The 26,960-nt window shown below is 41.4% G+C and carries 30 protein-coding genes; 28 read left to right on the forward strand and 2 right to left on the reverse strand.

Annotation, left to right across the window (positions count from 1 at the left end; translation table 11 throughout):
• The first annotated feature begins 12 nt into the window (after positions 1-12).
• From RSX24_RS29080 to RSX24_RS29120, 9 genes are all read left to right on the forward strand, one after another.
• Positions 13-414 carry a hypothetical protein gene (locus RSX24_RS29080; RefSeq protein ID WP_343262564.1) on the forward strand — a complete coding sequence of 134 codons (402 nt, stop codon included), beginning with the start codon at positions 13-15 and terminating at the stop codon, positions 412-414.
• Entirely contained in the window at positions 414-3,059 is a 2,646-nt protein-coding gene (locus tag RSX24_RS29085) for a type IA DNA topoisomerase (RefSeq protein WP_343262565.1), read from the forward strand. The genes RSX24_RS29080 and RSX24_RS29085 overlap by 1 nt, the downstream gene beginning before the upstream one ends.
• Positions 3,060-3,086: 27 nt before the next feature.
• Entirely contained in the window at positions 3,087-5,417 is a 2,331-nt protein-coding gene (locus tag RSX24_RS29090) for an ATP-binding protein (protein ID WP_343262566.1), read from the forward strand.
• Positions 5,418-5,513: 96 nt separating this feature from the next.
• Entirely contained in the window at positions 5,514-6,227 is a 714-nt protein-coding gene (locus tag RSX24_RS29095; protein WP_343262567.1) for a hypothetical protein, read from the forward strand.
• A gap of 268 nt (positions 6,228-6,495) precedes the next feature.
• Complete coding sequence (locus RSX24_RS29100) at positions 6,496-6,948, forward strand: hypothetical protein (protein ID WP_343262568.1); 453 nt, start codon at positions 6,496-6,498, stop codon at positions 6,946-6,948.
• Between the two features lie 13 nt (positions 6,949-6,961).
• Positions 6,962-7,858 carry a sigma-70 RNA polymerase sigma factor region 4 domain-containing protein gene (locus RSX24_RS29105; RefSeq protein ID WP_343262569.1) on the forward strand — a complete coding sequence of 299 codons (897 nt, stop codon included), beginning with the start codon at positions 6,962-6,964 and terminating at the stop codon, positions 7,856-7,858.
• 547 nt (positions 7,859-8,405) lie between these two features.
• Positions 8,406-8,666: a colicin E3/pyocin S6 family cytotoxin gene (locus RSX24_RS29110; RefSeq protein ID WP_343262570.1), complete on the forward strand. Its 261-nt coding sequence runs from the start codon at positions 8,406-8,408 to the stop codon at positions 8,664-8,666.
• A gap of 442 nt (positions 8,667-9,108) precedes the next feature.
• The gene (locus RSX24_RS29115; protein WP_343262571.1) at positions 9,109-9,372 is read left to right on the forward strand and encodes a colicin E3/pyocin S6 family cytotoxin; all 264 of its coding nucleotides are present in this window, start codon (positions 9,109-9,111) and stop codon (positions 9,370-9,372) included.
• A 376-nt stretch (positions 9,373-9,748) separates the two neighbouring features.
• On the forward strand, positions 9,749-10,360 hold the full coding sequence (locus RSX24_RS29120; protein WP_343262572.1) for a hypothetical protein: 612 nt from the start codon (positions 9,749-9,751) through the stop codon (positions 10,358-10,360).
• Positions 10,361-10,391: 31 nt separating this feature from the next.
• On the opposite strand, the gene RSX24_RS29125 is transcribed toward RSX24_RS29120, so the two are convergent.
• Positions 10,392-10,577, reverse strand: coding sequence for an ABC transporter permease subunit (locus tag RSX24_RS29125; RefSeq protein ID WP_343262573.1), 186 nt, complete (start codon positions 10,575-10,577; stop codon positions 10,392-10,394).
• On the opposite strand from RSX24_RS29125, the gene RSX24_RS29130 reads away from it, so the two are divergent.
• From RSX24_RS29130 to RSX24_RS29140, 3 genes are all read left to right on the forward strand, one after another.
• Positions 10,572-11,204 carry a nucleoside deaminase gene (locus tag RSX24_RS29130; RefSeq protein WP_343262574.1) on the forward strand — a complete coding sequence of 211 codons (633 nt, stop codon included), beginning with the start codon at positions 10,572-10,574 and terminating at the stop codon, positions 11,202-11,204. The two genes, RSX24_RS29125 and RSX24_RS29130, sit on opposite strands and share 6 nt — an antisense overlap.
• A gap of 258 nt (positions 11,205-11,462) precedes the next feature.
• Positions 11,463-12,341: an SMODS domain-containing nucleotidyltransferase gene (locus tag RSX24_RS29135; protein ID WP_343262575.1), complete on the forward strand. Its 879-nt coding sequence runs from the start codon at positions 11,463-11,465 to the stop codon at positions 12,339-12,341.
• Positions 12,319-12,894, forward strand: a complete 576-nt coding sequence (locus RSX24_RS29140) for an SLATT domain-containing protein (RefSeq protein WP_343262576.1) — start codon at positions 12,319-12,321, stop codon at positions 12,892-12,894. The genes RSX24_RS29135 and RSX24_RS29140 overlap by 23 nt, the downstream gene beginning before the upstream one ends.
• 115 nt (positions 12,895-13,009) lie before the next feature.
• On the opposite strand, the gene RSX24_RS29145 is transcribed toward RSX24_RS29140, so the two are convergent.
• Positions 13,010-13,177, reverse strand: a complete 168-nt coding sequence (locus tag RSX24_RS29145; protein ID WP_343262577.1) for a hypothetical protein — start codon at positions 13,175-13,177, stop codon at positions 13,010-13,012.
• A gap of 577 nt (positions 13,178-13,754) precedes the next feature.
• Between RSX24_RS29145 and RSX24_RS29150 the strand changes: the two genes are divergently transcribed.
• The 16 genes from RSX24_RS29150 to RSX24_RS29225 all read left to right on the forward strand — a co-directional run bounded on the left by RSX24_RS29150 (position 13,755) and on the right by RSX24_RS29225 (position 26,888).
• The gene (locus RSX24_RS29150; RefSeq protein WP_343262578.1) at positions 13,755-15,374 is read left to right on the forward strand and encodes an S-layer homology domain-containing protein; all 1,620 of its coding nucleotides are present in this window, start codon (positions 13,755-13,757) and stop codon (positions 15,372-15,374) included.
• A 255-nt stretch (positions 15,375-15,629) separates the two neighbouring features.
• On the forward strand, positions 15,630-16,529 hold the full coding sequence (locus RSX24_RS29155; RefSeq protein WP_343262579.1) for a tyrosine-type recombinase/integrase: 900 nt from the start codon (positions 15,630-15,632) through the stop codon (positions 16,527-16,529).
• 22 nt (positions 16,530-16,551) lie between these two features.
• The gene (locus RSX24_RS29160; RefSeq protein ID WP_343262580.1) at positions 16,552-16,899 is read left to right on the forward strand and encodes a hypothetical protein; all 348 of its coding nucleotides are present in this window, start codon (positions 16,552-16,554) and stop codon (positions 16,897-16,899) included.
• A gap of 136 nt (positions 16,900-17,035) precedes the next feature.
• Positions 17,036-17,383, forward strand: coding sequence for a hypothetical protein (locus RSX24_RS29165; RefSeq protein WP_343262581.1), 348 nt, complete (start codon positions 17,036-17,038; stop codon positions 17,381-17,383).
• A 43-nt stretch (positions 17,384-17,426) separates the two neighbouring features.
• Positions 17,427-17,678, forward strand: coding sequence for a hypothetical protein (locus RSX24_RS29170; protein ID WP_343262582.1), 252 nt, complete (start codon positions 17,427-17,429; stop codon positions 17,676-17,678).
• Positions 17,679-17,786: 108 nt separating this feature from the next.
• Positions 17,787-18,278 carry a hypothetical protein gene (locus RSX24_RS29175; protein WP_343262583.1) on the forward strand — a complete coding sequence of 164 codons (492 nt, stop codon included), beginning with the start codon at positions 17,787-17,789 and terminating at the stop codon, positions 18,276-18,278.
• 86 nt (positions 18,279-18,364) lie between these two features.
• A complete protein-coding gene (locus tag RSX24_RS29180; protein WP_343262584.1) occupies positions 18,365-19,633 on the forward strand; it encodes a competence protein CoiA family protein in 1,269 nt (422 codons plus the stop codon).
• A 268-nt stretch (positions 19,634-19,901) separates the two neighbouring features.
• Positions 19,902-20,453 carry a hypothetical protein gene (locus tag RSX24_RS29185; RefSeq protein WP_343262585.1) on the forward strand — a complete coding sequence of 184 codons (552 nt, stop codon included), beginning with the start codon at positions 19,902-19,904 and terminating at the stop codon, positions 20,451-20,453.
• A gap of 13 nt (positions 20,454-20,466) precedes the next feature.
• Complete coding sequence (locus RSX24_RS29190) at positions 20,467-20,964, forward strand: helix-turn-helix domain-containing protein (RefSeq protein ID WP_343262586.1); 498 nt, start codon at positions 20,467-20,469, stop codon at positions 20,962-20,964.
• A gap of 12 nt (positions 20,965-20,976) precedes the next feature.
• Positions 20,977-21,111 carry a hypothetical protein gene (locus RSX24_RS29195; RefSeq protein ID WP_343262587.1) on the forward strand — a complete coding sequence of 45 codons (135 nt, stop codon included), beginning with the start codon at positions 20,977-20,979 and terminating at the stop codon, positions 21,109-21,111.
• Positions 21,112-21,147: 36 nt separating this feature from the next.
• The gene (locus tag RSX24_RS29200; RefSeq protein WP_343262588.1) at positions 21,148-21,492 is read left to right on the forward strand and encodes a hypothetical protein; all 345 of its coding nucleotides are present in this window, start codon (positions 21,148-21,150) and stop codon (positions 21,490-21,492) included.
• A gap of 291 nt (positions 21,493-21,783) precedes the next feature.
• A complete protein-coding gene (locus RSX24_RS29205; RefSeq protein ID WP_343262589.1) occupies positions 21,784-22,503 on the forward strand; it encodes a hypothetical protein in 720 nt (239 codons plus the stop codon).
• Between the two features lie 1,267 nt (positions 22,504-23,770).
• Positions 23,771-24,604 carry an ArdC-like ssDNA-binding domain-containing protein gene (locus RSX24_RS29210; protein WP_343262590.1) on the forward strand — a complete coding sequence of 278 codons (834 nt, stop codon included), beginning with the start codon at positions 23,771-23,773 and terminating at the stop codon, positions 24,602-24,604.
• Positions 24,605-24,661: 57 nt separating this feature from the next.
• Positions 24,662-25,048 (forward strand): hypothetical protein, encoded by a 387-nt coding sequence (locus tag RSX24_RS29215; protein WP_343262591.1) that lies wholly within the window; start codon positions 24,662-24,664, stop codon positions 25,046-25,048.
• A gap of 59 nt (positions 25,049-25,107) precedes the next feature.
• Positions 25,108-25,290 (forward strand): hypothetical protein, encoded by a 183-nt coding sequence (locus RSX24_RS29220; protein ID WP_343262592.1) that lies wholly within the window; start codon positions 25,108-25,110, stop codon positions 25,288-25,290.
• Complete coding sequence (locus tag RSX24_RS29225) at positions 25,290-26,888, forward strand: DNA cytosine methyltransferase (protein WP_343262593.1); 1,599 nt, start codon at positions 25,290-25,292, stop codon at positions 26,886-26,888. Before RSX24_RS29220 ends, RSX24_RS29225 begins: the two co-directional genes overlap by 1 nt.
• The last annotated feature ends 72 nt before the right edge of the window (positions 26,889-26,960 follow it).

Genomic DNA, 26,960 nt, shown 5'->3' on the forward strand with positions numbered 1-26,960 from the left:
GGAGGAAGAAAAATGAATAAGCTTGCATATGCAATCGGAGAACAGTTTGCTTCTATATTTACGGAACATTTAAGCGAATCTGAGTTGACTCCGAACGATTGGGAATTCGGTGAAGTGGAGTACATCGTAATCATCTCTAATGAATTTACCGACACATCATTTCAGGTTCGATTGATTCCGGATGACGAAAATACCGATGAACAAATGATCCCATGTAGTTTAACCGCAGATTTCTCAAACTCAATGATTAACAAGTCTGCCCTAGAGATTATCGATCGTATAACGGTTTCCAGAGACATTCTTAATAAATCCGAATATGCAAAGGAACTGTTCACTCCAAACGTGTTGGATGGCTACATCAAGAAGCTTTGGTCAGCTGAGAGCCGGGCTAAATTCCAGAAAGGAGCTAAATAATGTATAACCGAGTGATCATTGCTGAGAAACCAGACATGGGAGCAAATATTGCCGCAGCTCTTGGCATTTCCGCTAAAAAGCGCGGATACATCGAGTTGACTTCAGGGGATGTTGTTACCTGGGGGATAGGACATCTCATTCAAGAAAAGATGCCAGATCAGTATCCGGAATTTAAAGAGTGGACATGGGAATCGCTACCCATCATTCCTGAGCAGATGGAAACGGTGGTGGATCCGAAGAAGAAGGACCAGTTCGATGTGGTCAAACGTCTACTCTTTGCAAGTAAAGAATGCATTTTGGCCACGGATCCGGATCGGGAAGGAGAATATATCGGACGCTTAATATTGCATCAGTGCGGATATCAACGTAAATTCAAGCGTTTATGGATAGATGACCTTACGGAATCAACCATCCAGAAGGGCATGCAAAATCTTGGAGATTCCGATGATTACGTTTTGTTGGGACAAGCAGCACAAACACGTTCATATGCCGATTACTGGCTGGGATTTACGGCTTCCCGATTTTTCAGTCTCGTCGGGAACGCGAAATTATCTGCGGGCCGGGTTCAAACGCCGACACTACGCCTTGTATATGATCGTGAAATGGATATGGAGAATTTTGTGCCCAAGCCGTTTTACACGTTACAAGCGCGAATTCATACTGCTGCAGGTGATTTTGAAGGAGCCTGGTTTAAACAAACTGAGGGCCAAAAAATTAACCGGCTAAACGATCATAACCAGGCTGAAGAGCTGCAGAAGAAGGTTCAGGGGCAATCCGGATCCATCCGAAGCTATCAATCCAAATCGGTGAAACGAAACGCACCGCAGCTACTGAATTCATCAGCCCTGAAGAGTGAGGCCCGTAAGCAACTGGGATACAGTACCGTCCAGACCACGAAATATCTTCAATCACTGTATGATCAGTCATTTGTTTCATATCCCCGGGGGAACAGCCGTCATTTATCTACAAACAAAGCGGATGAATTGGCCAAACACCTGGTGGAGATCCAAAGTGAATATTCATCTTGGTACCCTGCAGAGATCCAAAGCCTAAAGGGGAATCCTAGGTTCGTGGACGACAAGAAGGCTGCAACGCATCATGCCATTGTGCCCACAGCTAAAAAGGTTGGGAATGAAAATCTGTCTCCAGAAGAACTCAAGTTATATGAATTGATTCTCAAACACACCTTGGCTGCTTTCCATCCTGCAGGTGAGGATCTGGAAACAGAAATCATCACTGAAATTGCTGGGGAAACGTTCATATCGAAAGCAATTGAGATCCGTGTTCCAGGTTGGCGGGCACTCTTGAAGCCAAATGAAGAGTCTTCAGAAGACGAGGAAGGACCTAAAGTGCTCTCTCGTTTACCGGTAGTTGAGAATGGCCAGGCTGCCAGCGCGCAGTCCGCTCAGATCGGCACGGGTAAAACCAGCAAACCCAAACGGCTAAATGACGATGAACTTGAGAAATTGATGGAGAATGCTGGTCAATATGTAGATGATTCTGCAGATGAGGGTGTTCTGGAACAGCTGAGGCTGCGGGGAATCGGTACGCCGGCTACGAGAACCAACATCGTTCAGAAGCTGGTGCAGCAAGAGTATATCGAGATCAAAAAGAACTTGGTATATCTGACGCCAAAGGGCCGATCTTTCATGCAATTGATTCATGATCACCCGATCGCATCCGTTGAGCTCACCGGTGAGTTTGAGATGAAGCTGGCGCTTGTGGAAGAGGGAGAAGTGGCTGCTGAAGTTCTGCAGGAGGAATTTAAGGAGTATACCCGCGGAATATTGGCCAGCAAAGAAATGCTAATGCAGCGAGTAAAGGAATCCTCTTCTTTTAATTTCGAGAATGTTGAAGAAGTCGGGCGTTGCCCGCGTTGTCAGAATGCGCTGGTCGAACGTCAGAAGGCATACTCATGCAGCGCAGGCAAAGAGTGTGGTTTTGTGATCTGGAAAGAATTTAGAGGCATCAAGATCAAGAAGAAGCAGGTTCAGGAGTTAATCCAAGGACATGAAGTTCTGCTGAAGGATCTCCCAGGAAAAGAAGAAGGGAAATCGTATGATCTATATGTCAAACTTCTTCCGGATGGAAAACTCGATACCAGGTATCCAACCGCAGAGGATCAAAGTCTAGGAACTTGTCCAAAGTGTGGTAAGCCAGTCACAGAGGGAAACAAAACATACGGCTGTAGTGGTTGGAAAGAAGGTTGCGATTTTAAGATATGGAAGACGTTTCGTAAAGTCGATCTTCCACCACCGTCTATTAAATCCTTGCTTGCAGGGAAGAAGGTGCTCGTCAAAAATTTCCAAAGTGAAAAGGGAACTTACGACTTGATCCTTTACATGGAGGGCCATGAACTGAAGAACCGATTCCCACTGCCAGAAGAGCTCTCTTTAGGTAAATGCCCACTTTGTTCGAGTCATGTTGTTGAGAAGAAAGGTACGTATCAATGTAGTGGAACAGCATGTCGGTTTAGACTGATGAAAGAATTTCTCGGCCAAACGATTAAACCCGCTCAGATGAAGAAACTTTTGAAGTCCGGTTCAACCGATCTGATTGAAGGATTGAAGGGCGGCAAGACAGGCAGCTTCGATACCAAGCTGGGTTACGATCAAACGAACAATCGTTACTCTTTTGTCAAATAAAATCATTCCGGAGGGAGCAATAAAATTATGATACTACCATTCGAATTGGATCCCCAGATCATTCATCATATTATTCATCATCAAGCAGGTTCGATCGGAAAAGCCATCATTGAATTAATTATGAACTCAGTAGATGCAGAGGCTAAATCCATCAAAATAACAATGACCAAAGAAGGATTTACTTGTCAGGATGATGGTAAGGGGTTTGCCAGTAAAGATGATGTCATCAATTACTTTGGACGGTTCGGTACTCCACATCAAGAAGGAGACGCTACTTACGGAAGGTTTAGGCTAGGTAGGGGGCAGATCATGGCGCATGCATATACGACATGGATCTCCAACACGTTCAATATGAGTGTGGATACAAAGAAAATGGGTTATAACTACGATCTATCTGAATTGGAAGACGGACAACCAGGATGCCATATCAATGGAACCTGGTACGATAAGCTTTCTGAAACGGAATTAATGAGCACCTTGCAAGAAATACGCGACTTGGTGAGATATACGCCGGCAAGCGTTGAACTCAATGGCAAAACAATTACGCGAGATCCTTCAGCTGAAAAATGGGACTTTGAGGACGAATATGCATACTATCGAGTTCGTTTGGAAGGAGCTGTTTCAATCTATAACCAAGGCGTTCTAGTTCGACATGACTCTTCCCATTTATGGGGCGCCGGAGGGCTAATCGTTTCTAAAAAGGCTATCTCTCTCAATGTTTCGAGAACAGAAATCCTACGGAAAACCTGCGAGGTCTGGAAAGTCATTGCTAAAGAATTCCAAACGTTGGTTGATAGCATTACAGAAAACTTAATTTCTAAACGTAAAACTGAAGCTAGACGTGAAAAGTCAGTTCGTAGCTTGCTAAGCGCAGAAGGAAACCTTCGTGAGATATTTAGACATGAAGAAGTTATAACTCTTGTTTCAAACCGTCACGTTACCTTAGAGTATTTCTTCCATAGGCTCAAATACGAGTACAAACGTAAATGCTGTGTAGTTGAAAATGATTACGACGTTCCTAAAGCAGAAACAATGGCTCGTGCCAAATTAGCCATGTTTGTTCATCCCAAAACAATGGCCCGATTCGGAGCATATACGCCAGGACAATTTTTAGAATCCTTGGAGACAGTGCTGGAGAATGTGAATGAATATTACGAATCGATAAACTACGGAGTCACTTTGAATGAAGAAGTTACCTTAATTGATTTCCAGCGATTGAGTGAATCTTTTATTGAAAGGCTCGAAATACTCAAAGAAAAAGATGTGCTGGACCGGGAGACCATCAGGGTGTGGACGGCATTAAGGTGGTGTCTCCAACAATATGCTGGTGCTTGTCTTGGGAAGAGAATGCATAGGGATGGAAGTTTGGTATACGGTGAAGATAAATTCGAAATTTTTGTTGGTTATTCGAATACTGCAGAGGCATGGACAGATGGTTCATCCTATATTGCATTCAATGTTGATCTTGTAAAGAAGCTGAAGGGTGACCCAATTAAAACGGCTTCCTATATTTTTAATGTGTTGGAGCACGAGATTGCCCATGAAGGAGACAGCTTAGGAGCTGGCCATGATGAAGCATTTTATCAACGTTATCATGATATTTCTCTTCGTATGAGTTCAGAGAGACAGCGATACATGCATAAGTGGCTCATGAAATACACATATAGTCTCGAATATGAAGGAAAAAAGAGCAAGGGGCTAGCTTGGTCCGAGCGCCTGCTGATTGACCGCGTAGGGAACGGGCGTGAAAAGAAAGGATTAGGCAGGCCGATTGAAGATGTTAGCAATGATCCAATTGTACAAGCGCATGTTCCAAGCGAAAATAGCGAGATGATCGATCTAATCAATGCTGGTTTCAACCAACGTGGCCTACAGCCTGATCATTCTCAGTGGGAGAGAATTCTCGAAGAATCTGTATACACACCAAAGCCGGCTGCTGATAATCAAGATGAAGAAGATGATGATGATGCGGATTATTTCGAAATTTTAAATCGAATGGATCAAGAATGGGAAGAGGAAAAGGCCAGGGTTGCTGCCCTCATCGGAATTGAGAACAATGCATCTAATCAGGAAATTTTATATAATTTAGCCCACCTTGAGGATGAAGAGCTCTTGCAAATTTGGAATACATGCTATGTAGAGATAAATGGCAGGTATAAATTTATCATGGATGTTGAAGATTCGAATGAGTCAAGTCTGGAGGAGCAGGAGAGAGAGCCAGATTTGTTTAGTGTGATCGACGAGAAATATCATCATCTTATTCAAGAAGGGGAAACGCTTTGGTCTATTGAAAGAAACGCGGCAGCAGCGGGATTCTTTCGTCTTCCAGATTATCTGAAGTGGAGATCTGGCCAATAGTTAATAAACTGCCTCTCATTCAAGGAGGTGGGGCCTATAATCTTCCCTGTTAAGTAGATAATTTTCTTGAAATGACTTGCAAAGGAGCTAGTCCCTATGTCCAAAATGCATGATATTCATACCGTGGTGTACGATCCAAAGGAGCTTGAAGGTATGATGAAGGAACGTCTTGATCAAATGCTTTCTGGAGAAACGTTAGAATTTAAAGTTGGATATAATGAAAGGTCGCTTCAAATTAGCCGCCATGATGAAGATAGTTTTTCAGCTAAATTTGAAGATACCCCGGCGAATATGGTGGAGAGATCCGAAACCGTAGAAGTTGTCAGGCTTGATGAGGTATCCCGGTTTCTAAAGAGCCATGAAGAAGGGATCTTTTTAGATACGAATATGTTGGCTACAGAAACCATTAGCAATACGTTTACGAGTTCGAACGGCGATAATCTGATGCAAAATATAGATAGCAAAACGCTGGCTGACATCATTGTTGAGCAATCATATGGAGAGACCTTATCGTATCCATTGTATGATTGGAAGGAACCGGCCAAAGAGGTTACGCTGAAGGACCTGCTCAAACGAATAGATGGCTTTCCAAAATTAAATATCAGCCGTAAAGAATTATTGTCCAAGGTGAAGTTGTATCGCCATGATTCATCTAACAAGCTACAATATACGTTGAAAAATGTATCTGGGATCCGTACTGTGGAAATGGAAAACCACCCTGTCTTAACGCAACAAAGAAAAGAGATGATCCTTGATCAAGCTGCAATGAAACCTCCACCTGCTCAGCAACAAATGGGGATTCAAATGTAAATTAATCATACACACACCCATAATCCAATGGGTGTTTTTTTATGACCAACAGGTACTGAAATCTGGAATGAAATAACTCGTACTTAAAAAGGAAACCCGGTAAAATATGAAAAGAGGATAACATCTCGCCCTTATTTATAGAGAATTAGAAGCAAATTACAGTCTATTATGGTAATCTAGTTTCATTAGTATGGGTAAATAGTTTTTCAGAAGAACTAATAAGTTTTAGTATGAAAAATGATTAGAAAAAAATAAAAGGGGATTTTACATGGAACTCGATCTTTATGAACTACAATATTTACTGTCGAGGTTTCCGGATCAAATCGATGACTTGAAAGTACGCTATTTAAAAGAAAAGATTGAGTATCAGATCCAAAAAAAGATCATGAATGAAAAATCGAATGAACTCTCCTGGTTTACAGATCCTAATAATCAACAACTTATGCTCCGTGAATTTCTGAATGTACCACCCAAGATAAGAGATATGATGATAAAAGACTTTTTTTTCAGCTATGAAAAGTCATCTTACATAAGGCTTGGAAATATTTTAAGCCGCAGGGGATTAGAGAAGATAGATCATTTATTGGACCTTACCATCTATAAATTAACTACCCTTCGAGGAATAGGTGAGAACGGACAGAAGTCCATTTTGACAGCACTCATCGAACATTCTGTCCCTGAAGAACCGACTGGATCAAAGTGTTTTAAGATAGATGTTTGAAGGAGAAAAGAAATTGGCCATCTATAACATTCAAGGGAACACCGTAGAAGGAAGTAAAGTCAATGAGGATGTAGAGGCCGATAATGCGGCTCTTGCATTAAGTCAGATTCATAGCAGGTATGGGATGTTACGGCGGCCATACCAAATTGTAAAACGAGATGTTCTTAAAGGACCGTATGGTTCGGCTCAAAAGCCAAAGCGCTCTTATCCCATTTTGAAACATAGTGATGAAGAAATACTTCAAATGATTGATCGGATTAAAACGAATCAAAGTAGTTCTGATGAGCTGCATGCAGTTAAGGAACATTTTGAACCTATAATCAATGCGGCAGTAAACAGCCCATCATTACTTCTCTCAGAAGATGAGAGGCAGGAGATAGCAGATCAAATTTCGCAGGACATCCTGATGGAATTTAGTATTTCATTTTCACCGTATCGCGGGCGATTGTTATCATATATCAAAATGAAGGTTCGAAGTCGTGTTGACGTCTACTACAAGCGGTTGAAGTATGTGAATGCTAACGATAAGAAAAAGAGACGTTTCCGATCGACTGTATTAAAGGAGCATTACGATGAAATAAGCCGGCAGCCAGATCATCTGGATGATGAAACAGCCAGGCTCGGCTTGATCTCGACGATTCAATCTATATCTGAAGAAACGTTCAATGAAGTTGCCCGAAAGGCCAAGGAGGATGTATATGAGCGAATTGCAGAGTTGGGTTTCCACGATCTACTCCGAAGTAAAAGGCAGAAATTGATCTTTAATCTTACTTATGGACCTGAGCGGTTAAAGCAGATCGAAATCGCGACAAAACTCCGAATAACGCAAGGGACTGTCAGCGTGAATTTAAAGCGTGCCAAGGAGAATGTACTGAAGAAGATTAGGGAAATTAATTTAGATGAAGGTTGAAAACGTCAATATTTTTAGAGCAAGCCTGTGAGATTTTGTCCATGATATATATAACTATATATAGTTGTATAATTGTTATTGTTGATGTATAAGCTTGTTCGGTGCAAGGGTGGCTTATGCCACCGTATTCTTTGTGATAATTATTCGAGCATTGCTCCGCTGACGCGGATTGTATGGATTATCTTTTATAATTGAATATATAGAGAATTCTTAGCTCTTCAGTCGATTACGACGAGGAGCTATTTTTATGCCCATTTTTTAAGGCCCAGGTGGCTGCTATTAAGCAGCTACTTGGGCCTTTTTTTGTTTCTACTGAATTTCACGTTGTAAAAGAGCGGTTCAGCTACTTTATAGAAGGGAGGTGATTACAGAATATTTGGGTCAATTTTATCTTTAATGATAGAGAGGCCATTTTTCCAGCAAGCCCAAAGAAGCCACGTACCGTGGTGATCTTTGGGCTTTTTTTGTGTCCAAAAATAACCGAAACGATGAAGCGCTGGGGGATTCCCCGGCGCTTTTTTTCGTTTAACAAGGAGCTAAGACAATAATGAGCGAAAAAACGATAAACTGGGCTGAAAAGCCGGCAAGTCAATATCCTTTCTTAATGGATAAAGAACCAACTAATCATCGATGGAAACAAGAACGGATTTATCGGGACCGGAAAACGGGGAACTACTACCACAAAGACGGCTTACACGGTGAAATTGAAGCTTACAATCGAAGAGGTAAGCACATTGGGGTCTTGACCCCTGAAGGGAACAAGCATCCTCTTAAAGGAGCTGTCCCTGGGAGAAAGATATCCATATAGGACGCAGAAAATGAGGATCAAGGAGCTGCAGAAATAGCTTGCTTGATTCTCATTTTTGATTGGCATGCGATTTTTGAACGTAAAACTGTGATTTTGATTGAACAATACATTAAGGGACATTGATGCACGATCAGTGTTCTAACCCCAATAAGCCAGTCATGACTGGCCTGCGGGAATTGATATTGTTATGTACTTTTACATTGTTTCGCGTGTAGAAATGAAATTCCGAATCAACAACCTATTACACGGCGGGGAGGTGGTCGAAATGCGAAATTAATGTTCAAGCAATGATTTATAAGATTGAGGTCAAGTAAATGCCTGAAGGTCCGTCCGCAGCTGCGGCTTACCTTTGGGCTTTTTTTGTATCCAAAAAAAATATCAGAACGGAAAGGCGCCTGGAGGTAACTCCGGCGCTTTTTGCGTTCAAAAGGAGAAAAAGTTAATGAGCAATATAGACTGGAGTAAAATACCGGCAAGCCAATATCCGTTCCTAAAGGATAAGATACCAACCGGTCGGACAAAAAATCATCAGATGATCTACAAAGACAAGAAGGGGAAGTTCTACTACCATAAAGATGAGAAGCACGGGGAGATTGAAAAGTATAATTCGAGGTATAAGCATGTCGGGGTAATCACTCCTGAAGGTGATCCCCATCCAAAGAAGAAGAGAAAAAAAGACCGGGATATCAAAGATCAAATGCGATGAAAAGAAAGGCACTGCCATCCCTAACAGGGTAGCAGTGCCTGGTCAAACACAATTTCATCTAGGCTTCAATATGTACATCATTAAGAGCATTGATCCCACTAACTAGATTTTGCATTGCTGTTTTTAGAAGTCGATGTACTTCCTTTTTTTCGTATCTTCATGTTGTGGGACTTAGCGAATTGAATAATTTCTTGAGCTAACCGAGCAGCACGATCGTTTTTGTCCGCTTTCATAGTTATCACCTCTACTATCATCATTGCCAAGGTTTTCGAACTGCATACCTTCTTGTCATAGATCTGTCCTGTGAACATAAAATTAGAATAACCCAGCAACACGTAATCAATGTTGCAGGCATAACCTGGCGGGAGGGGTCAGAATGATTGTTGAGGGAAGGAAGATCAGAAGCGATAAGAAGAGAGCTATTGGGGCTCCATTGACACAAGCGCAATATGAACGAATTTTCGTTCTGAGTTATTTGTGTGAGCTGCCCATGAAAACGATCGGTGAAACGTTAACACTGAAGGGGTTTGAAGAGGAGGAAGTCATTCACACTTTTCAAGGGCACCTTCGTCGTAATTTAACATACAAAAGCAATCGATTTATGATTGGGGGTCTGGATAACGAACCATATGCCTTGTCTGGTGATCGAGGTCACCGGTTATCGATGCGTTTCAGGTCGGATGATCATGAGAAGATATCTGAACTTGCTTATGCCATGGATGTTTCTGTGCAGGGAGCTACAGCAGCGATCATCACAGAAGTTCTAAGGCAAGAAAAGGTGTTGTATGACATTATGGCTCTGCTGATAAAGAATAACCTGGATGAGACAACAGAAGGGCAGATCCGAAGATTGGCCAGCCAGATCGATGCGAAGAGTCCGCACGAATATATCACTTTAAGTATGGTCCTGGGATACGCGCTAGAAAAGGCGATTGAAGAACAGAAAAAGGTACGACTGATACTAGACGATTGGATAAAAACCCTGTAGATAGCCGGCTAACTAGTCGGCTGCCTTTTCTTTAAGCTAACGGGCAGGTAGAACTATTGATGGTTAGTGCCACAACCCCAGACATAAATGCCGGCAAGTTGATGCCGATCACCGTCAGACCATAGTGAATGATAAGAATTTGCACCAGCATCGGTGTGCCCCGAATGAGTTCAATATAGGCTGATGCCAAAAATTTGATTGAGCTTAGCAGATGCAAGAAAAAATTAGCATTATGGGAGAAGGAGTAGCAGTATATTTCTGGAATATATTATTAGTAATTACTGAGATGGGATGTGTGTATAAGATGGACAAGCATTACGAAAACCTTCTGTTAGCTTTTGAAGAAGCGGAAAAGGCTAGAGATGAAGGTACTTTTCCTATCGGTGCTATTATCGTTGATGCAGATGGTTCAGTAGTAAGCCGAGGCAGGAATAGAGTTTTTTCAAGTTGTGATTCTACAGCTCACGCCGAAGTGGACGCTATAAGAAAAGCCGGAAATGTAATACTTCATCTTGAAAGCAAGAAATTTATTCCTAAAAACGAACTTACCTTATATACTACCTGTGAGCCTTGTCCTATGTGTACAGGTACAATCGTGTTGTCTTTAATTAAAAAAGTGGTTTGGGCTGCAAATGATAGGGATATAGGTGCATTTAAAAAATTCAAGGAATTAAATAGTGAATTACCTATTTATAATGATCTGTTCCGCGACATTGAGTTTGTTGCAGCCCCTTACAGAGATTTAGAATTGAGACAAAGAAAAATGTTAGCAGAGTGGAATAACAGCCGCGGGTATACCGATAATCATTGGAATGATGAATTAGTAAATGAAAATGTTCAATAATGATGAAACTGTTCAAGCACCTGATGTATTAAACTATCGGGAAACGTTAGCCCAATACCGAGGAGGCAGCCTACCATAGTGATCGGTTGTTTTAGTTCAGCAAGCGGGCAGAATAAATGGCTCTGAATGATTTGAATGCGGATGAAGGTATAACATTTGTACATCAAGCTTTGAGAATCTGGAAGGAATAGATGGAGATAAGTACTTTAGTAAGTGATATAATGATTTAATATCTTAAATAGGAAAGAAGGCATGTATATGTCGGTGAGTGAGAATTTTTCTACTTTCTGCTCTAACCTTAGAATGGATACAGATACTGTAGAAAAGATCAGATACAGGTATAAACAAATAACAAAACGGGTCAACTGGGAGTATAGGGGTAGTAACTCTGAAACTTCTTATAGCTTGTATGTAGGATCTTATGGTCGAGGAACTGAAATTTGGACAAGTGATATCGATATGATTGTCCAGTTACCCTATGCAACATATAAAAGATTCAATGATTATTCTGGTAATGGTCAATCAGCACTCTTACAAGAAGTGAAGAGTGTTCTCCAAAAAACCTATAGCACGTCGCATATAAAAGGTGATGGGCAAGTTATAGGTATTAACTTCACAGACGGAATTAATTTTGAGATAGTACCTGCTTTTATAAATGATGATGATAGTTATACATACCCAGATACAAATAACGGTGGATCATGGAAAGTTACTGACCCTAAGAAAGAAATCAATGCGATGAATGCTCGTAATTCTGATACAAACAAGAATTTAAAAAGACTCTGTAGAATGGCTCGTGCGTGGAAGGGACAATGTGACGTACCGATGAGTGGAATCTTGATTGACACCTTAGCTTATCAGTTCATCGGTAACTGGGCACATAAAGACAAGTCTTATTTATATTACGACTATATGAGTAGGGATTTCTTTGAATACCTAAAAAATCTCGATAAAGAAAAGAGCTATTGGAAAGCCCCAGGGAGTGGTCGCTATGTTTGGAAGAAGGGGAATTTTCAGAATAAAGCAAATAATGCTTATAATCTTTCCTTAGAGGCGATTGATAAGGAAACTAACGGTTACCCTTATTCATCTAAACAAAAATGGAGGGAAATCTATGGATCGAAATTCCCCAGCTAGCCCAGGCTATAAAATAGAATCACAGTTGCGAGAAGCTTATGGTCGTATAGTTTATACACTCACTTGCCATAATAAAATTGTCCAACGCTTACTTTTAAAAAATAATAACATCAAGATTTGGCAAATTATCTTGTCCGCTTTAACTACAGGTAGCTTTTTGGCTACTATTTTGACTGATAAAGTTATTTCAGGAATAGTAGGTGCATCGATCTCTATAATTTTGTTAATATTGAACGCATACACAAAAAATTTTGATCTCGTTGAAACGGCACAATCTCATCAAAAGGCTGCGGATGCCCTTTGGAAGATACGAGAGGAATATGTTTCTGTACTTATAGATTTTGAATTGTTAGAAGCCGATGAATTAAGGAAGCTAAGAGATGATCTTCAGAATAGAACTGCCGAAATTTATGCTCAGTCACCAAAAACAGATGCTAAGAGTTATAAGCAAGCGCAGAAATCCTTGAAAACAGAAGAAGAGCAGACATTTTCTGAAAAGGAAATCGATCTGATGCTTCCTAATTCTATAAGAAGAGAGAATAGAATGAGTTAATTTTTTTAAGATAGGGCCGGCTCGTCTTTTTTAGAGGAGCTAAGGCCCTATTATCATTTATAATTAGTCCGTTAAAAAATTTTTCTTACATATTATATACTCTTAATATGCAGACTTACTTTTGCTTCTTGCGGTTCTTATGTTTAGAATTCGACTTTTCCTTTTTGTCAGATTTATCTGATCGTGTTGGGAAAGCATTTCTAAGCAGCTCTTTAGCAAACTCCTGCATAAAATGATCTCCGAATCGATCAAGTAATTCCTTCAGCAATTCTAACCAATCCATACGTAAAACTCCTTTCTCATAAATGTAGATTTTTAGAATTTCGAACAGCAGGCGTGATTGCCCAAACCGTAATTACATAGTTTGTTGAAGGACGCAACTGCAGCTTCCCGGTAACAAGTCAGTTTGAGAAATGCCAACTCACGCATGTACATAGTTCATCTCACTATTCATGTGCCCAAGATGGTTCAAACACCGCACTATGGGTTCAACTCCTCCGAAAGTTCCTCCAAGTCACTCCTTCAGCGATGTGCAAAACACCATAAGTTGCGTAAATATGTTTTTAGGGTTTTGCTTTCTAAGCAAACATGGCCATATTCGCGGTTTTCACAGCTCTAATATCGAGATGAGACTTCATTTGTGACCGGACAACAAAAAAAGGGCACTTCAAAATTGAAGTGCCCTTTCTCATAAAGTTTCAAAATAAAGAATTATTGTCCTTATAAAATTTATTGGTTTTGATGGTCATTAAAAGTTGGATTAAGGGTAAATGATTCTACTTTGGCTAAGAAATAATTCTTTATATACCGATAAAGTATAAGTAATTTAGTCATAAAACACGGAAGGGGAAATTTAAATAATGATTATTTTTGGAGGAAAAACAAAAAAAATAATAGTAACAATGTTATTACTTGTACTGTGTTACCTTCAAGCGCCAGAAATAACAGCAACAGCATCAGCAGCAGCAAGTGATAATTCTTGGGTTAAACAAATAGGGATAATGAAGGAACAAAATTTAATCTTAAAGTCTAACGGTGATTTAATGAAAGAAGAGAATGGAAAACTCACTAAAGTGGCAGGAAATATAAAAAACTTCTCATTAGGGCAAGGTTACTATAATACTGAAACTTTGATTGCTGTACGAGAAAATGGAACCTTATATAGTGAGGGTAGTGTCGAAATTTATAAGAGTAACAAAATTGATCTTTCGTCCTTAAAGAATGTACATATGGTTTCACAGGACCACGGAGAACTAATGTATATTAATAATAATAGAGAGCTCTACGAATATAAAAGTGATGAAACACCAAAAAAAGTAATGGATAATGTTGTGGATATTAAACAAGGATATGGTTACTATTTGGCATTAACAGCTGATGGTGAATTATGGAGCGGGGGAGATAGTCATAACCAAGGGCAGTTAGGAACTGAAACCTTCGACCCAAATGGATTTCCTCAAAAGGTAATGGAGAACGTTCGAGAAATTGCAGCTTACGAAAGTACTTCTTTAGCAATTACGGAGGATGGGACATTATGGGGATGGGGGATCAATAGATTATTGAGAAGCAACTACGCACTTCTTCTGAATGAGGATGAGTACAATTTTAATAAGCCAGAGCTAATAATGAAAGGTGCGAAACATGTATCTCTTGCCGAATATGGTGTCATGGTTATTAAAGAAAATAACGAACTTTGGGGATGGGGGAAAAATGTATCAGGAGAAATAGGGAACGATACTAAGAATGCTACGATGAAACCAGTTTTAGTACTGGATAAAGTGAAGCAAGCTTCCATACGCAGCGAATATGTTTTTAATTATCCTAGAACAATTGTCGTCAGAGAGAACGGAGAAATATGGGGATGGGGCGACTTAACTAATGGATCTAGCTTGGTTCCAAAAAAAATAATGGGAGCTCAATCTTCTTCCACTGCTACTCCTACTGGTCAGTTTAAAAATGCAAGTGCTTGGGCTATTCCCGAATTATCCAAAGCTGACAGCAAGGGGCTCTTGTCACCCGTTCTAAATTATGATTTTAATAAACCGATTACACGTGAGAAGTTCTCTGAAATGGTTTTGGGATACTATGAAGCTTTAACCGGAACAACAGTGGAATCTTCAGCGCTTAATCCGTTTACAGACACAGTAAACAAAAAAGTCCTGAAAGCTTATAGTTTGGGAATTGTCCTCGGCAAGTCTGAAGATAAATTTAAACCCAATGATTTAATAACTAGAGAAGAAATTTCCGTGATGCTTAAGCGCGCACTGGACAAAGGAAAGCCTCAATTTGACTACAACTATCAATACAAACGATTTGAAGATGAAAACAAATTTTCTGATTGGTCTACGACTGCTATCAAGTATTTGCGTTCTCTTGATGTCATTCAAGGCGATTCTAACAATAATTTTAACCCTAAAGCCAACACAACAATTCAAGAAGCTAGTATTATGACCTATAGATTGCTGGAAAAAACAGAATAAAAGTTAATTAGCTCCGCTTCAAAACTTTGCGTATCTTTAAAACCGCTTCATGTTATCGTTTATGATATAGCGGAATAAAAATACCCTCCTGGATCTGAAAATGATACGGGAGGGTATTTCCTTTCGTTCGTCGTCTTCTCTATATATAACACGACGAAAGTGTGATATAATGGAAGAAACGGAGCCGCATTGGACCGTTTCGTAAGAGCTGTTTTTTTCGTCGTGTTATCTATTGGGATTTGAAAGGGGCCTCACATGTTCGAAGAATTTATACAACACCTTAGAGATGAAGCCTTATCACACAAAACAATAACGAGCTATGAAGTTACTTGGAAAAGATTCGATACTTGGCTTCAATCTTCAAATGGATCAGGTAAAGAAGTGAACGCCGTTTATGCAACTCAAAAAGATGTAGCTGATTTTAAGCGTCACCTGGATAACGCTGGAGGGAAGGGCGGGAAACCGGCAGCACCATCGACGAAGAATCTGACGTTTGTTCATCTGAACAGAATTTTCAGGTTTTTCGTAAATAGGGGGTACATTCTGGATAATCCGGTGGGTCCTATAAAAAAACCACCGCGCGCACGCCGGCAGCCAAAGTGGTTGGCCAGAAATGAGCAAAATGCATTGCACCGGGAAGTTCGCTTACGAGGAGACGTAAGAGAGAATGCAATTGTGTTAACTTTTCTCCGTATGGGGCTACGTGTGCATGAGCTTTGCGATCTGGAGCTTACTGATCTAACGATGAGCGATCGCAAAGGGACCGCATATATTCGCGGTAAAGGCGACAAAGACAGAGTACTACCTATAAGTTCAGAACTCCGGACTGCGCTTCAGGCTTACCTGGATACCAGAAACGACAATAGCCCATATGTATTTGTCTCAAGGCGTTCTCCGAAGTGTACAGAGCGCGGTATTCAGCACATGATCGAGAAGTATCGCAATTTTACAGGAATTAAGCATTTGAGCTGTCATAGCCTGCGGCATACCTTCGGGCATGACTTGCTGGAAGCCACGAAGGATCTGCAGAAGGTTGCTAACCTGATGGGACATTTTAAAGAAAATGGCGAGCCCAATATTGCAATGACGATGATCTACACGACTCCAGGATTTGAGGATCTGGAGGCTGCTGTGGAGTCGATCAGCTGGACGTAATCAAAAGTGAGGAGGAATGTTCATGCATGTAAGGCAAAAGGAAATTACTTTACAAATGTTATCCCGTTACAGTCATGGCGAAAAAATTCCTCATGAATCCATGAGAATAGTTGCATCAGACATTCTTGAGATGTATACACAACTAGCTGAAGAATTAAAGGAATTAGAAACGGAGTATCATGAATTATTCTTTAAAAAGAAAAAGGAAGAAATAAGAGAGAAGTTCTTAGCGGATCCGAATAATTCTTTTGCGGTGGCATTTCGCTTAGTACAAGAAGCGGCGGCAAACGAGAACCCGGGAGATACTATCCAGCTCATTGGTGAAGTGGCCAAAGAGTTTGACGTTGATATAAGTGACTGCAGCTATTGAATCTTCAGCCTTTCAGATGGTTTGTGCTTTTGATTGTTTTGATGATCTGGTGGATGTGGTGGAGTCGATCCGTTTTGTTACGTTAAAATTTTTAACCAAACCGATAATTTGGACATAAAGAGAGGTGAATGATGAAATGTCAGAACAGCCAGTATCAGACCAATCAGCACTGTATAAAAAGTTACGAATTCCTATCGGGAAAATAAACATTGAATTAGGCCAGCATGTTGATGGGATGAGAGGGCCTTTCCCGTTCTTCTTAATGAAAATGAATTCTAGGGAAGTTGTGTCAATTACTTTCCATGAGTACCCGGTGGCACAAAAAGTGGTTAGAGATCATTTTTCATGTACCAGTTCCGATGAATACGTTGTAGATGATGTCATCATAGATCGATGGCTTGATGTAGAAGGGTTCCACTGGTTTCATGTCAATGATTTTGATGTATTGCCTACACCTGCTAATCCATTCTCTCAAGATGAGTGAAGATGCGGTGGAGTCGACCAGATAAAATGGGGAGGATTGTACAGTGGAACTGAAACGTATCCGAATAGTTGATGGTATCGAAGTTGCTTCTCGGGAATATTTTAATGCTTTACAAGCAGTAAATTTTATTGATCAACATAACATGGAGTGGTTTATTAAACCCGGGGAGGATCGAGATTATGACTTAGAGCAGATGATTGAGCACGCAAAGATCATTGCTGCAGATAAAGGAATGGAATTAACTGTGAATACTTGTCACATCACTGGTTATTTAAAACTCGGGTTAGCTATGTAATCAATCCGTAGGATATAGTCCAACGCCTGCAGAGTGAATAACCTGGAACAAAATGTGTAGACCAGCTGGACTCGAAGTGATCTATATCAATAAATAGGTGGTGTATTAATGAAAATCACTAGAAATGAGAAGGGGAAATATCCTGAACTAGCTGTTTTGCACTCTTTCGATCTAACGGGGGTTGATTCAGAAACGTATGGTGATCTGGTCAATGCGTTGCGTCACGCGATAGAATTGTACGAGATTAGGGAGTGGAACAAGGAAAGCGATAGTCCGTATTCAGCGGACAATCTTAAAGATTACAATCGATTAAAAAGGTTGTCTGAAAAAATGAATGATTATAGAAACCATGAACGCACCTTAAATGGAAAGAAGATTCCACCCTATTCGCAAGTAGTAAAAAGTAAAGAAGCATCCGCTCCTTTAAGCAAACAGCAAATAAGAAATGAATTTTCGAAAAATCCGGATCAAGCCTTTGCTGTAGCTTTCAATTTAATTCAAAAGGCTACGGGATACGAGAATCCAGAAGAATATATCCAGATCATCGGTGAAGTGGCCAATGAGTTTGGCATTGATATAAATGATTGCAGCTGGACTTAGCATCATTGGATAACAGGTCCTGGTAAATGGATAATTCGATCTGAAACTTTCTGGTTTTGCAAAACCTAATTGAAAGGTTGATCGCCATGCGAATTGCTAATTATGAGAAAAACCTAATTTCGCTCTATGATGAGTTTAGCAAATATCCAAGTAGAGAGGTGGCTATCACCGAGGTAAGGAAGAAGGGCCGAAAAGATGGATATAGATGCCCATTTTGTGATGAGTATCTCATCTTGCGCGCAGGGAGCACGAACGAACCTCATTTTGCACATAAACAGGGTAAGTCTTGTATTATGGCACAATCATATGAGCAATACGAACAGCAAGTAAAGAGAGAATCTGCACAGCATTCGGTCATACGTGATGTAATAATTGACGATTTGAGGACCCAGGAGAAATACAAACCGGATCTAAAAGTCGAACCAGGTTTTAAGGCAAAAGCGGAAGCAGGCTGGAAAGTTGTCCCTGATATAGTTGTGAAAAAGGGATCCGAAGAGTTTGGGATATCTATTCTAACCAATGTGCATCAAAAAGGTGATGGCTCACTCGTTAAGATGATCCAGAAGAGAAATCAGTATTTCGAGAACAAAGGAATAAATAATATCTGGTTCATTGAGTATCACGAAATGAGTATTGATTTACAATATCGAGTATTGTTCCTGTGGGAATCAGAAACCTTGTTAAGCAGCAAAACTTCCTGGGACTTTAAATGGGATGATATGCTTTATGACCTAACAGCAGACAATAACTATCCCATTTCTGAAGTGTTCAATTATAACGAAAAACGTATGCTCGATAATGACGTTCGCAGTCTGTATTATGTAAATTCGACTTCGGAAGGGATATCGTTCTCCGTTCATCGAATCATTTTCGATGAGCTTGAATCACCATATCGGGCGTTTGCGGTAACTACCGGATATAAGATGCAGCTTACTGAGGCATTGGTAGTCCAAGATTACCTGCGATTGTCTAATGATGACTTTGAGATCCGGCAAATGGAGCTTTTCAAATCAGACTTTATCCAAGGTGTAGATCGTCTCAGACAATCAGATGGAGATACGCAGGAACTAACGAGTCATCCGATTATTACTGAAGGAGTACCATTACCTCAACCGGATCTTCCGATAATTCATTGGGATGATGGAACCGTTTCATACCTTATTGAAAGATTAAAACGAAAATACATAACAGCAGAGGATGCAGCACTGCTGGAGCAGTATTTGAGGCATAACCGAGAGCTGGTTGTATTCAAAGGATGGGAACTTCGAGATATTCAAAAAATGGCTACTGAAGCATTGGGAAAAATTTCAGATCCCAATGTGAGGGTACACCTTATGGAGATTGTACATTTATAGTGAGGGCCGGCATATCATAACAGAAAATTGCTTAGCATGAAGTTATGAAAATAGCCGAACTCAAAAGAGAATCGGCATTTTCGAAAAGCAGCTTATGAAAGGCTTAGTGAATGTTTACTAGTATTCTATGTGCTTTTCAAAATTTTATACGGCAGATATCGAAAAAAGTTTATTGTAGCTGAGAAAAAACAGATAGGCCAACAGGTTTTCGCTGCAGCTCACAGGATTCGAACAGATACAATTTCTTGAATGGGAAGGATGGTTGAAGATGAAAGGTAAATTAGAGGAAGGCCGTACATACGATTGTGTTGTTAGCGGGCAAATTTGGTCATTTACCGTAGTTGAGGTAGATGAGGATAACGAGGCGAATGTTTGGATTACTTGGAATACTGATGATGAAGAACAGGAAGAATGCCACTCCGTAGACTCATTGCTTAAAAAAATTGAGGAACATAAAAATAATATTATTGCTGGAGTTATTTATCCCCGAGGTGATAGTGAAGAGGCTCAAGCAAATGCACTTTCTGAATTACTGGCACGGCCAAGATATAGTTTTGCACAAATGGAGCTCCCAAGAGCATTTGTGCTCACAGATTACTTTTCTCCTGAAGGTTATAGACCAGACAGGGAGTACCTGGATTTTGTATTTGATCCCGACACGTCCATCTTGAAAATATCGAGTACGGATCCTGCAGCTACTATCCCTGGATGGGTGCTTGACCGCTTCAATGTAGTTGCTGTTACTAAAGTTAATCCAGAGAAACGTCAGGACAAGGTGGTCTATCTTCTAAAAATGGACCAAGCTGAAGATAAGCAATAAGGAGATTTACTTAATGTCGAATACAACCAAGAACAATGAGTCTATTTCCATGAAGCAGCTGAGACAAGATCGACGGAAAAAGGGACTGTGTGCCCAATGCGGGAAAACGAAGTCTGTTACATATGTATGTGCCAGCTGTTCTCACATCAGAAAAACGCAAAAAAAACGGAGGACTGAAAAAAGATTGGCTCAGGGGATATGTGTTCAATGCGCAAAAGCCTCTATCGTTAATACTGATAAAGGGTTATGCGATGATTGCAACAACATCTATCCACACTTACCGATTCGGAAGCGGAGATCCTGGGAGGTAAAGAACCACGCGCTATTTCAGGTGATGATGGAGAAGTCATGCAGCACTAAGGAACTGGCTGAAGTTGTAGGTGTGAGCCAAAATCAGGTCAGCAGATGGATTTTTAAAAATGCAATCCCTAAAACGAATAATGCTCATAAAGCAGCAAGGTATCTGAATGAGGAAGCAGAGCACATATTCCATGGACTTAAATCAACATAAGGAGGCTCACACATGTTTAAGTTTGATTACCAGGTGGAAGTGGATCCAAGGGAAAATAAAGCCATAAAAATCACCTGTAATTTGGGCTATGAAGAGCCTGAATTTGAGGCAGGATTAAAACGATCGTCTTCAGAATCCGGCATTTGAGAACATTGAAACTTAATGAATAAGGAGCGTGTATTTATGGAAGATCGAAAATTCAGGGTAGAGGAAGACCATATACAGTTAATTAAAAACATGCAGGTCACATGGAATGATTTATGTTTTGGCTCTCCTACAGTTGATCCCAAAAGACCATATGGAAGCACTACAGTTATTGAAGATATGGCGAAGATGCTAAACATTGGGAAAGTTGATGAAGATGGAGAAATTCAAGTAAGCGATGAACAAGAAAAAAAACTTCTGAAATTCCACAAAGAAATGGAAACAGTTTTAGAAATATTACTGTACAATTGTTCAATTAAGCCTGGCATATATGTAAATAAAGGATATTCTAATGAGTGGCTTTTATCGGAGGAGCTAACATAAGCGCACAAAAAAACCAGTAATGAGTGTTTCAAATCAAGGTGAAGACGATCTCTCTACCTTCAAACTGTCCTCATTGTGGATGCGTAGAGCAATCCGTTATAAACATGATAATAAGAAACAGCAGCTGCTTGGCGTTGATATTTCAACCTTTATTAAAAAATTGGAAAAGGGCGTAAGCCTTTTTCCACTGTAAAGTCCGAATACCCGATTTTTTGAATTTATTGGATTCTTATTTTCTTAATGGGAGATATCCAACACATCAAATGAGCTATGTCAAAGAAAGGGGACATCATGAGCATGCAAACAGCAGGTTTTGAAGAGCAACAACAAAGAATTCTTGAATATATGAAATTGGGCATGAATCAACATGGTAAACAACGATGGCCAGTTATGATGGATTATTCAGACAAACCGTGCATCATATATCCGCAAGACACTTTTTCCGCCATTCAAGTTGAACACCAATTGTACCTGGCCAAAGATACAATAAAGCTAAATCGAGTCAAGCTGCTTAAAAATCTCTTGGATATGCTCGCTAACAAGGCAATTCACATTCATTATTTCCATTTAGGCCTACATATCCTATACGATTATCCAGATAGCTATAAAGAACGTGAAGATCGGGAAAAGATCGGCTCGAAAAGACAAGAGTTCTTTGAAACACTGCCATCATACCGGTTGGAGAAAAATGATGATTTTATTAACGACGTTATAGCCAATCAAGATGCCCAAAACATGTTTGAAGGCTTTATCAATTTAGGGCACCAGGGAGGCACACTGATCAGGCATTATGTTGGCCACATTCCATTGCATGTTGGGAACTACATTGAAGTGAAGAAAGATGAGCAGTGGATCCCAGGGCGATATGAATGGAGTTTTAAAGAAGGAGATCCGATCAAAATCAGTGCGTTCAAACCGCACAGGAATTTTGAAATTCTTGAAGGATTTTTAGTGCGAGTTTTTGACCCAAAAACAGCGCAGTTACGGGCTACTGTTTCATCAACAAAATAATGTGTTATTTATACATTATAAAAGCTACATAAATCAGGTCTTTCATTTGAATTTATGTAGTGCTATACTTGCATTAACGTTATGCGTAACGTTACGCATAGAAAAAAGCTACGGTTTTGGAGAACCGTAGCAGCAGCCGTGACACCTTTTTTTCTACTAGGAAATCTTTAGGCGGAGCTCCTAGCAGTAAAACAGAAAACCACTAAAAAGGAGCATTTACAGTTGGAGCTGTTAATGCTTCTTTTTTTTGTGTTTCTTTCTTTTGCGTCGAGATCTCAATTGCATTAATTGTGCTTCTAAGCGTTCCCAAGAGTCTAGGAAAGCTGATAAGCGATTCAGCAAATCCGTAGCAATTTTAGCAGTATTTAAAATAATGATAACCAAGAAGAAAAGCTTTTCTATGTCTATCCCCCCTTTCATAGGGGGCACGGCTGCCTGCTACATTTTGGTTCTCTATCTAAATGTAACCCAACATATAGTGTTTGTAAACAGGCCGATAAGATAAGACTTAATTTCGGTATGTCATAAAGAGCCTCAATACCGCAAATAAAAAGGATTGGAAGATTTGCAGATTGTCCAAAAAAAATTTTCGCCAAGAGAGGGTGACGTATAAACGTCAGTTTAATAGCACGAAGATAAGTTATACTTCGGAACGGCGTACCAACCTTCCTAAAGGGCTCACGCTACCGGCTCTAAAGCGGAAAACAACACCGCCAAAGAGCCGGTACGCGCCGCTGCCAGGTTACTCCACGCGATAACGAGTGCGGCTAAAGCGGGAGGATCATCCCGCTCAAACCGCACTACGTTCCTGCCTGTCGCTTCACACCTGGCACGGAGCGCAAAACCTTCAGAACCTTCACGAAAAAAATACCACGAACCCGTTAATAGAATAGAAGCATGGACAGAACCGGCCGCGGCCGGTTCTTTTTTGTTTAACACTCTTTTTCGCTTTTGACATCCGCATGGTAACAGGGAGAGTTCGGCTAATCTTCCGGCGGACCGAGCCTCCGGCTGCGCCTCTCACTCCACCGGAAGCCAAGTCTCACAGTCGGCCAGTCAAGGGGCCCAAAACTTTTTTCCCAGAGCGGCCGATGGCCGAAAAAAGTTTCGTGCTGAAACCCTTGACCAACCGCCTATACCCCTGTTTCCAAGCTCCGCGTCAAAAGGCGAAAAAACGCCCTTCCGGGACCCGATCCCATGCGGCTCTCAAAAGGGCCAGCTCGGGTAATTTCGTTTCGGCGTCCACCATACAAAAGGAGTGCTATTCATGAAAAAACAACCAAAAGTTAAGGCATTGTTTGAACAATTAAAAGAAGGGATTCAGGCGATTACTTCATCGGAGGACTGGAAACAAATCCTTCTTACTCAAGCCAAGTTCCATACATATTCGTTCAATAATGTAATGCTCATTTTGTCCCAACGTCCGACAGCTTCCCGGGTAGCGTCCTATGGCACATGGAAGGCGCTGGGACGACAAGTAGTAAAGGGAGCGCAAAGCATCAAAATCATCGCACCGCATACCGTGGAAGTCGAAGATCCTGAAACTGGCGAGAAGAAGAAAAAGCTCGGTTATCACCAAACTTCTGTATTCGATATTTCAGACACCAAGGGAGAGCCTTTACCAAGTCCAAGCATCGAGGAGCTGACTCAAAACACCAAAGAGCTGAAGAACTTTTATGAATTGCTGAAAGGGATTAGCCCGGTTCCTGTACGCGAGGAAACGATAAAGGGAGGAGCCAAAGGATACTATCGTTTGGTTGAAGATGACATTGCCATAAAAAAAGGGATGGCTGCTCATCAAAAATGCAAAACATTGGTTCATGAAATAGCCCATGCCATGCTCCATCGGTTGGAGGACAAAGAAGCACGCGCCAAGTCAAGTAATGAACGGGAAGTAGAGGCTGAAGGAACGGCATTCGTAGTATTAACCTACTTTGGCTTTGACACAAGTCAGTACAGTTTCCCGTATGTAGCCAGCTGGAATGGGGATGACATCGAACGTATCGAAAAAGCGGGGGGCGTTATTCAGAAAGCAGCTGCCCAACTCATTAGCAACATAGAAGCAGCCATGGCTATAGAGGCAAAATCAAAAATCGCTTAAAGAATCTGCATAAAAATGCCCGGCAGCTCGCCAGCTGCCGGAATTGGAGGAAATGACATGTTCGGAAAAGATCAATTGACAACAGAACAACGTGAAGCGCTGCTTCACCAGAATATAGCTGAAATCGGCCAGACGGTCGGGGTTTTGATTAGCATTGGGGTGCTGCCCAAATGCGAATTGGATCTTCCAACCGAAGTCATTAGCGAAAATATCGTGTTATGGGCCAAAGAATTTGAAGATCGGTTTTCTGGTCCAAAGTTTGATTACGAGATTCATGGCGCTGATATTGGTTGGCCGCTGGGATATATCGATGCTATCGATAATTTCACGGATCTAAAGCTTCGGGAGGCTAATTGGCTCACGGCCGATTATACAAACGATGAGAGCCGTTTCTGGAATCAGGAACGCTGGAAAAAACATTTTGGAGATAAGTTGAACGGATAGCAAAAAAAATGCGGCCCGTCCCCCTTGGGGGCCGGGCAACACAGAAGGGGGAACCACACATGCAAATGCAAAACCTTACCATCAACATTTTGGGAGCGTCTGAAGCGGATCTGCTTCTAGCATTGGACCAAGTATATCAAAGGCTGGAGAACGGGTTTACATCCGGATCAGACGCTAACAGCACAGGAAGATACATATTTGAACGGTACAAAACAGATCCGATGAACAAAGGTGAAGAGTAATGTTAACCCAAGAAATCATTGTTGATAATTTCGCGGGTGGCGGCGGAGCATCTACGGGCATTGAGTTGGCCACTGGCCGCAGTCCGGAAATTGCCATTAATCATGACTTGGAAGCCATCGCCATGCATGAAGCCAACCATCCAGAATCGGAGCATTACTGTGAATCCGTTTGGGATGTTAATCCGATCGAAGCGGTCAGGGGACGGCCCGTTGGGTTGGCATGGTTCAGTCCGGATTGCAAACACTTCAGTAAAGCCAAGGGAGGGACGCCCGTTAAGAAGGAAATCCGCGGGCTGGCATGGGTAGCCATGCGTTGGGCAGATACGGTGCGGCCCCGGGTTATTATGATCGAGAACGTGGAGGAGTTTCAAACCTGGGGACCTGTAATTCCACAACGAGACTCACTGGGGCGGATGTTGAAGCGGATTCCTTCGGATAAAAAGAAAGGAAAGGATCTAATTGTTTCTGCAGCTGAAGGAGAAATCGTTCCGATTGAGCAACGGGTCTATATGCCGGACCCTAAGCGGAAGGGACAAACCTTCAGGCATTTTGTTCATTCATTTCGTGAAAAAGGGTATGACGTTGAGTGGCGCGAGCTAAAAGCCTGCGACTATGGGGCACCAACGACCCGCAAGCGACTATTTTTAATAGCCCGCTGTGATGGTAAACCGATTGTTTGGCCAGAACCAACACATGGCGCGCCGGATTCTTTAGAGGTGAGAGCGGGGAAACGTCTGCCATGGCGCACAGCTGCTGAAATTATTGATTGGTCTATCCCTTGTCGATCCATCTTTGGCCGGGAGAAGCCACTTGCGGAAAACACGATGAAACGTATTTTCCGTGGGTTACAGAAATTCGTCATTGATAATCCGGATCCGTATGTTATTGATCCATTCGTCATACGGGTCAATTTTGCAGGAAGTAACCATCATTACTGTGATTCGATCCAAGAGCCACTGAAGACGATCACAGCTAAAAACGGTTGGGGGCTGGTGACACCATACATTGCACGCATTGGACAAACGGGGTTCGGTGGAGATCGATTACAGTACAAGACCACAGATCCGCTCACCACGGTTACGACGAAGGCAGAGCACCTGCTGGTTACGAGTCATCTCGTAAAAATGCGTGGTACCAATATGGGGCAGTCCATGGACAAACCAATTCAAACCATTACGGCAGGTGGAACCCATTTTGGCGAAGTACGAGCGTTTCTCCTAAAGTATTACGGAGATGCGGAGAATGGCCAAGCCATCGATCAGCCGTTGCATACGGTGACGACCAAGGATCGTTTTGGATTGATCACCATCCATGGTGAGGATTACCAGATTGTTGATATCCGGATGCGAATGTTGGAACCGCGTGAGCTGTTTGGTGGACAAGGGTTTCCGAAAAATTACATTATCGATGTCGATGCCAACGGAAAAAAATATTCGAAGCGGGCACAGGTAGCCAGATGTGGAAATGCAGTTCCGCCGCCATTTGCGGAGGTGCTTGTCCGAGCCAATACACCTGAACTTTGCACGGGATCCGGCAATCATTTGTCGTTGGAACGATACACAGAACAAGAAGAGGGGCAGCTGGCCTTTAGTATGTAATGGCTCTTATAGAAATTTAAAACGCGGCTGCAGGTGCCGGCTCCAGCCGGCACCTGCAGCAACCCACCTTCA

This window comes from Paenibacillus hubeiensis (genome assembly GCF_032334105.1).
GTDB classification, from domain to species: Bacteria; Bacillota; Bacilli; order Paenibacillales; family Paenibacillaceae; genus Paenibacillus; species Paenibacillus hubeiensis.

Excerpts from the sequence above, each read along its gene's own strand:
- RSX24_RS29080 (WP_343262564.1), top strand. The coding sequence starts at position 13 with ATGAATAAGCTTGCATATGCAATCGGAGAACAGTTTGCTTCTATATTT.
- RSX24_RS29085 (WP_343262565.1), top strand. The coding sequence starts at position 414 with ATGTATAACCGAGTGATCATTGCTGAGAAACCAGACATGGGAGCAAAT.
- RSX24_RS29090 (WP_343262566.1), top strand. The coding sequence starts at position 3,087 with ATGATACTACCATTCGAATTGGATCCCCAGATCATTCATCATATTATT.
- RSX24_RS29095 (WP_343262567.1), top strand. The coding sequence starts at position 5,514 with ATGTCCAAAATGCATGATATTCATACCGTGGTGTACGATCCAAAGGAG.
- RSX24_RS29100 (WP_343262568.1), top strand. The coding sequence starts at position 6,496 with ATGGAACTCGATCTTTATGAACTACAATATTTACTGTCGAGGTTTCCG.
- RSX24_RS29110 (WP_343262570.1), top strand. The coding sequence starts at position 8,406 with ATGAGCGAAAAAACGATAAACTGGGCTGAAAAGCCGGCAAGTCAATAT.
- RSX24_RS29115 (WP_343262571.1), top strand. The coding sequence starts at position 9,109 with ATGAGCAATATAGACTGGAGTAAAATACCGGCAAGCCAATATCCGTTC.
- RSX24_RS29120 (WP_343262572.1), top strand. The coding sequence starts at position 9,749 with ATGATTGTTGAGGGAAGGAAGATCAGAAGCGATAAGAAGAGAGCTATT.
- RSX24_RS29130 (WP_343262574.1), top strand. The coding sequence starts at position 10,572 with ATGCAAGAAAAAATTAGCATTATGGGAGAAGGAGTAGCAGTATATTTC.
- RSX24_RS29135 (WP_343262575.1), top strand. The coding sequence starts at position 11,463 with ATGTCGGTGAGTGAGAATTTTTCTACTTTCTGCTCTAACCTTAGAATG.
- RSX24_RS29140 (WP_343262576.1), top strand. The coding sequence starts at position 12,319 with ATGGATCGAAATTCCCCAGCTAGCCCAGGCTATAAAATAGAATCACAG.
- RSX24_RS29145 (WP_343262577.1), bottom strand. The coding sequence starts at position 13,177 with ATGGATTGGTTAGAATTGCTGAAGGAATTACTTGATCGATTCGGAGAT.
- RSX24_RS29150 (WP_343262578.1), top strand. The coding sequence starts at position 13,755 with ATGATTATTTTTGGAGGAAAAACAAAAAAAATAATAGTAACAATGTTA.
- RSX24_RS29155 (WP_343262579.1), top strand. The coding sequence starts at position 15,630 with ATGTTCGAAGAATTTATACAACACCTTAGAGATGAAGCCTTATCACAC.
- RSX24_RS29160 (WP_343262580.1), top strand. The coding sequence starts at position 16,552 with ATGCATGTAAGGCAAAAGGAAATTACTTTACAAATGTTATCCCGTTAC.
- RSX24_RS29165 (WP_343262581.1), top strand. The coding sequence starts at position 17,036 with ATGTCAGAACAGCCAGTATCAGACCAATCAGCACTGTATAAAAAGTTA.
- RSX24_RS29175 (WP_343262583.1), top strand. The coding sequence starts at position 17,787 with ATGAAAATCACTAGAAATGAGAAGGGGAAATATCCTGAACTAGCTGTT.
- RSX24_RS29180 (WP_343262584.1), top strand. The coding sequence starts at position 18,365 with ATGCGAATTGCTAATTATGAGAAAAACCTAATTTCGCTCTATGATGAG.
- RSX24_RS29185 (WP_343262585.1), top strand. The coding sequence starts at position 19,902 with ATGAAAGGTAAATTAGAGGAAGGCCGTACATACGATTGTGTTGTTAGC.
- RSX24_RS29190 (WP_343262586.1), top strand. The coding sequence starts at position 20,467 with ATGTCGAATACAACCAAGAACAATGAGTCTATTTCCATGAAGCAGCTG.
- RSX24_RS29195 (WP_343262587.1), top strand. The coding sequence starts at position 20,977 with ATGTTTAAGTTTGATTACCAGGTGGAAGTGGATCCAAGGGAAAATAAA.
- RSX24_RS29200 (WP_343262588.1), top strand. The coding sequence starts at position 21,148 with ATGGAAGATCGAAAATTCAGGGTAGAGGAAGACCATATACAGTTAATT.
- RSX24_RS29205 (WP_343262589.1), top strand. The coding sequence starts at position 21,784 with ATGAGCATGCAAACAGCAGGTTTTGAAGAGCAACAACAAAGAATTCTT.
- RSX24_RS29210 (WP_343262590.1), top strand. The coding sequence starts at position 23,771 with ATGAAAAAACAACCAAAAGTTAAGGCATTGTTTGAACAATTAAAAGAA.
- RSX24_RS29215 (WP_343262591.1), top strand. The coding sequence starts at position 24,662 with ATGTTCGGAAAAGATCAATTGACAACAGAACAACGTGAAGCGCTGCTT.
- RSX24_RS29220 (WP_343262592.1), top strand. The coding sequence starts at position 25,108 with ATGCAAATGCAAAACCTTACCATCAACATTTTGGGAGCGTCTGAAGCG.
- RSX24_RS29225 (WP_343262593.1), top strand. The coding sequence starts at position 25,290 with ATGTTAACCCAAGAAATCATTGTTGATAATTTCGCGGGTGGCGGCGGA.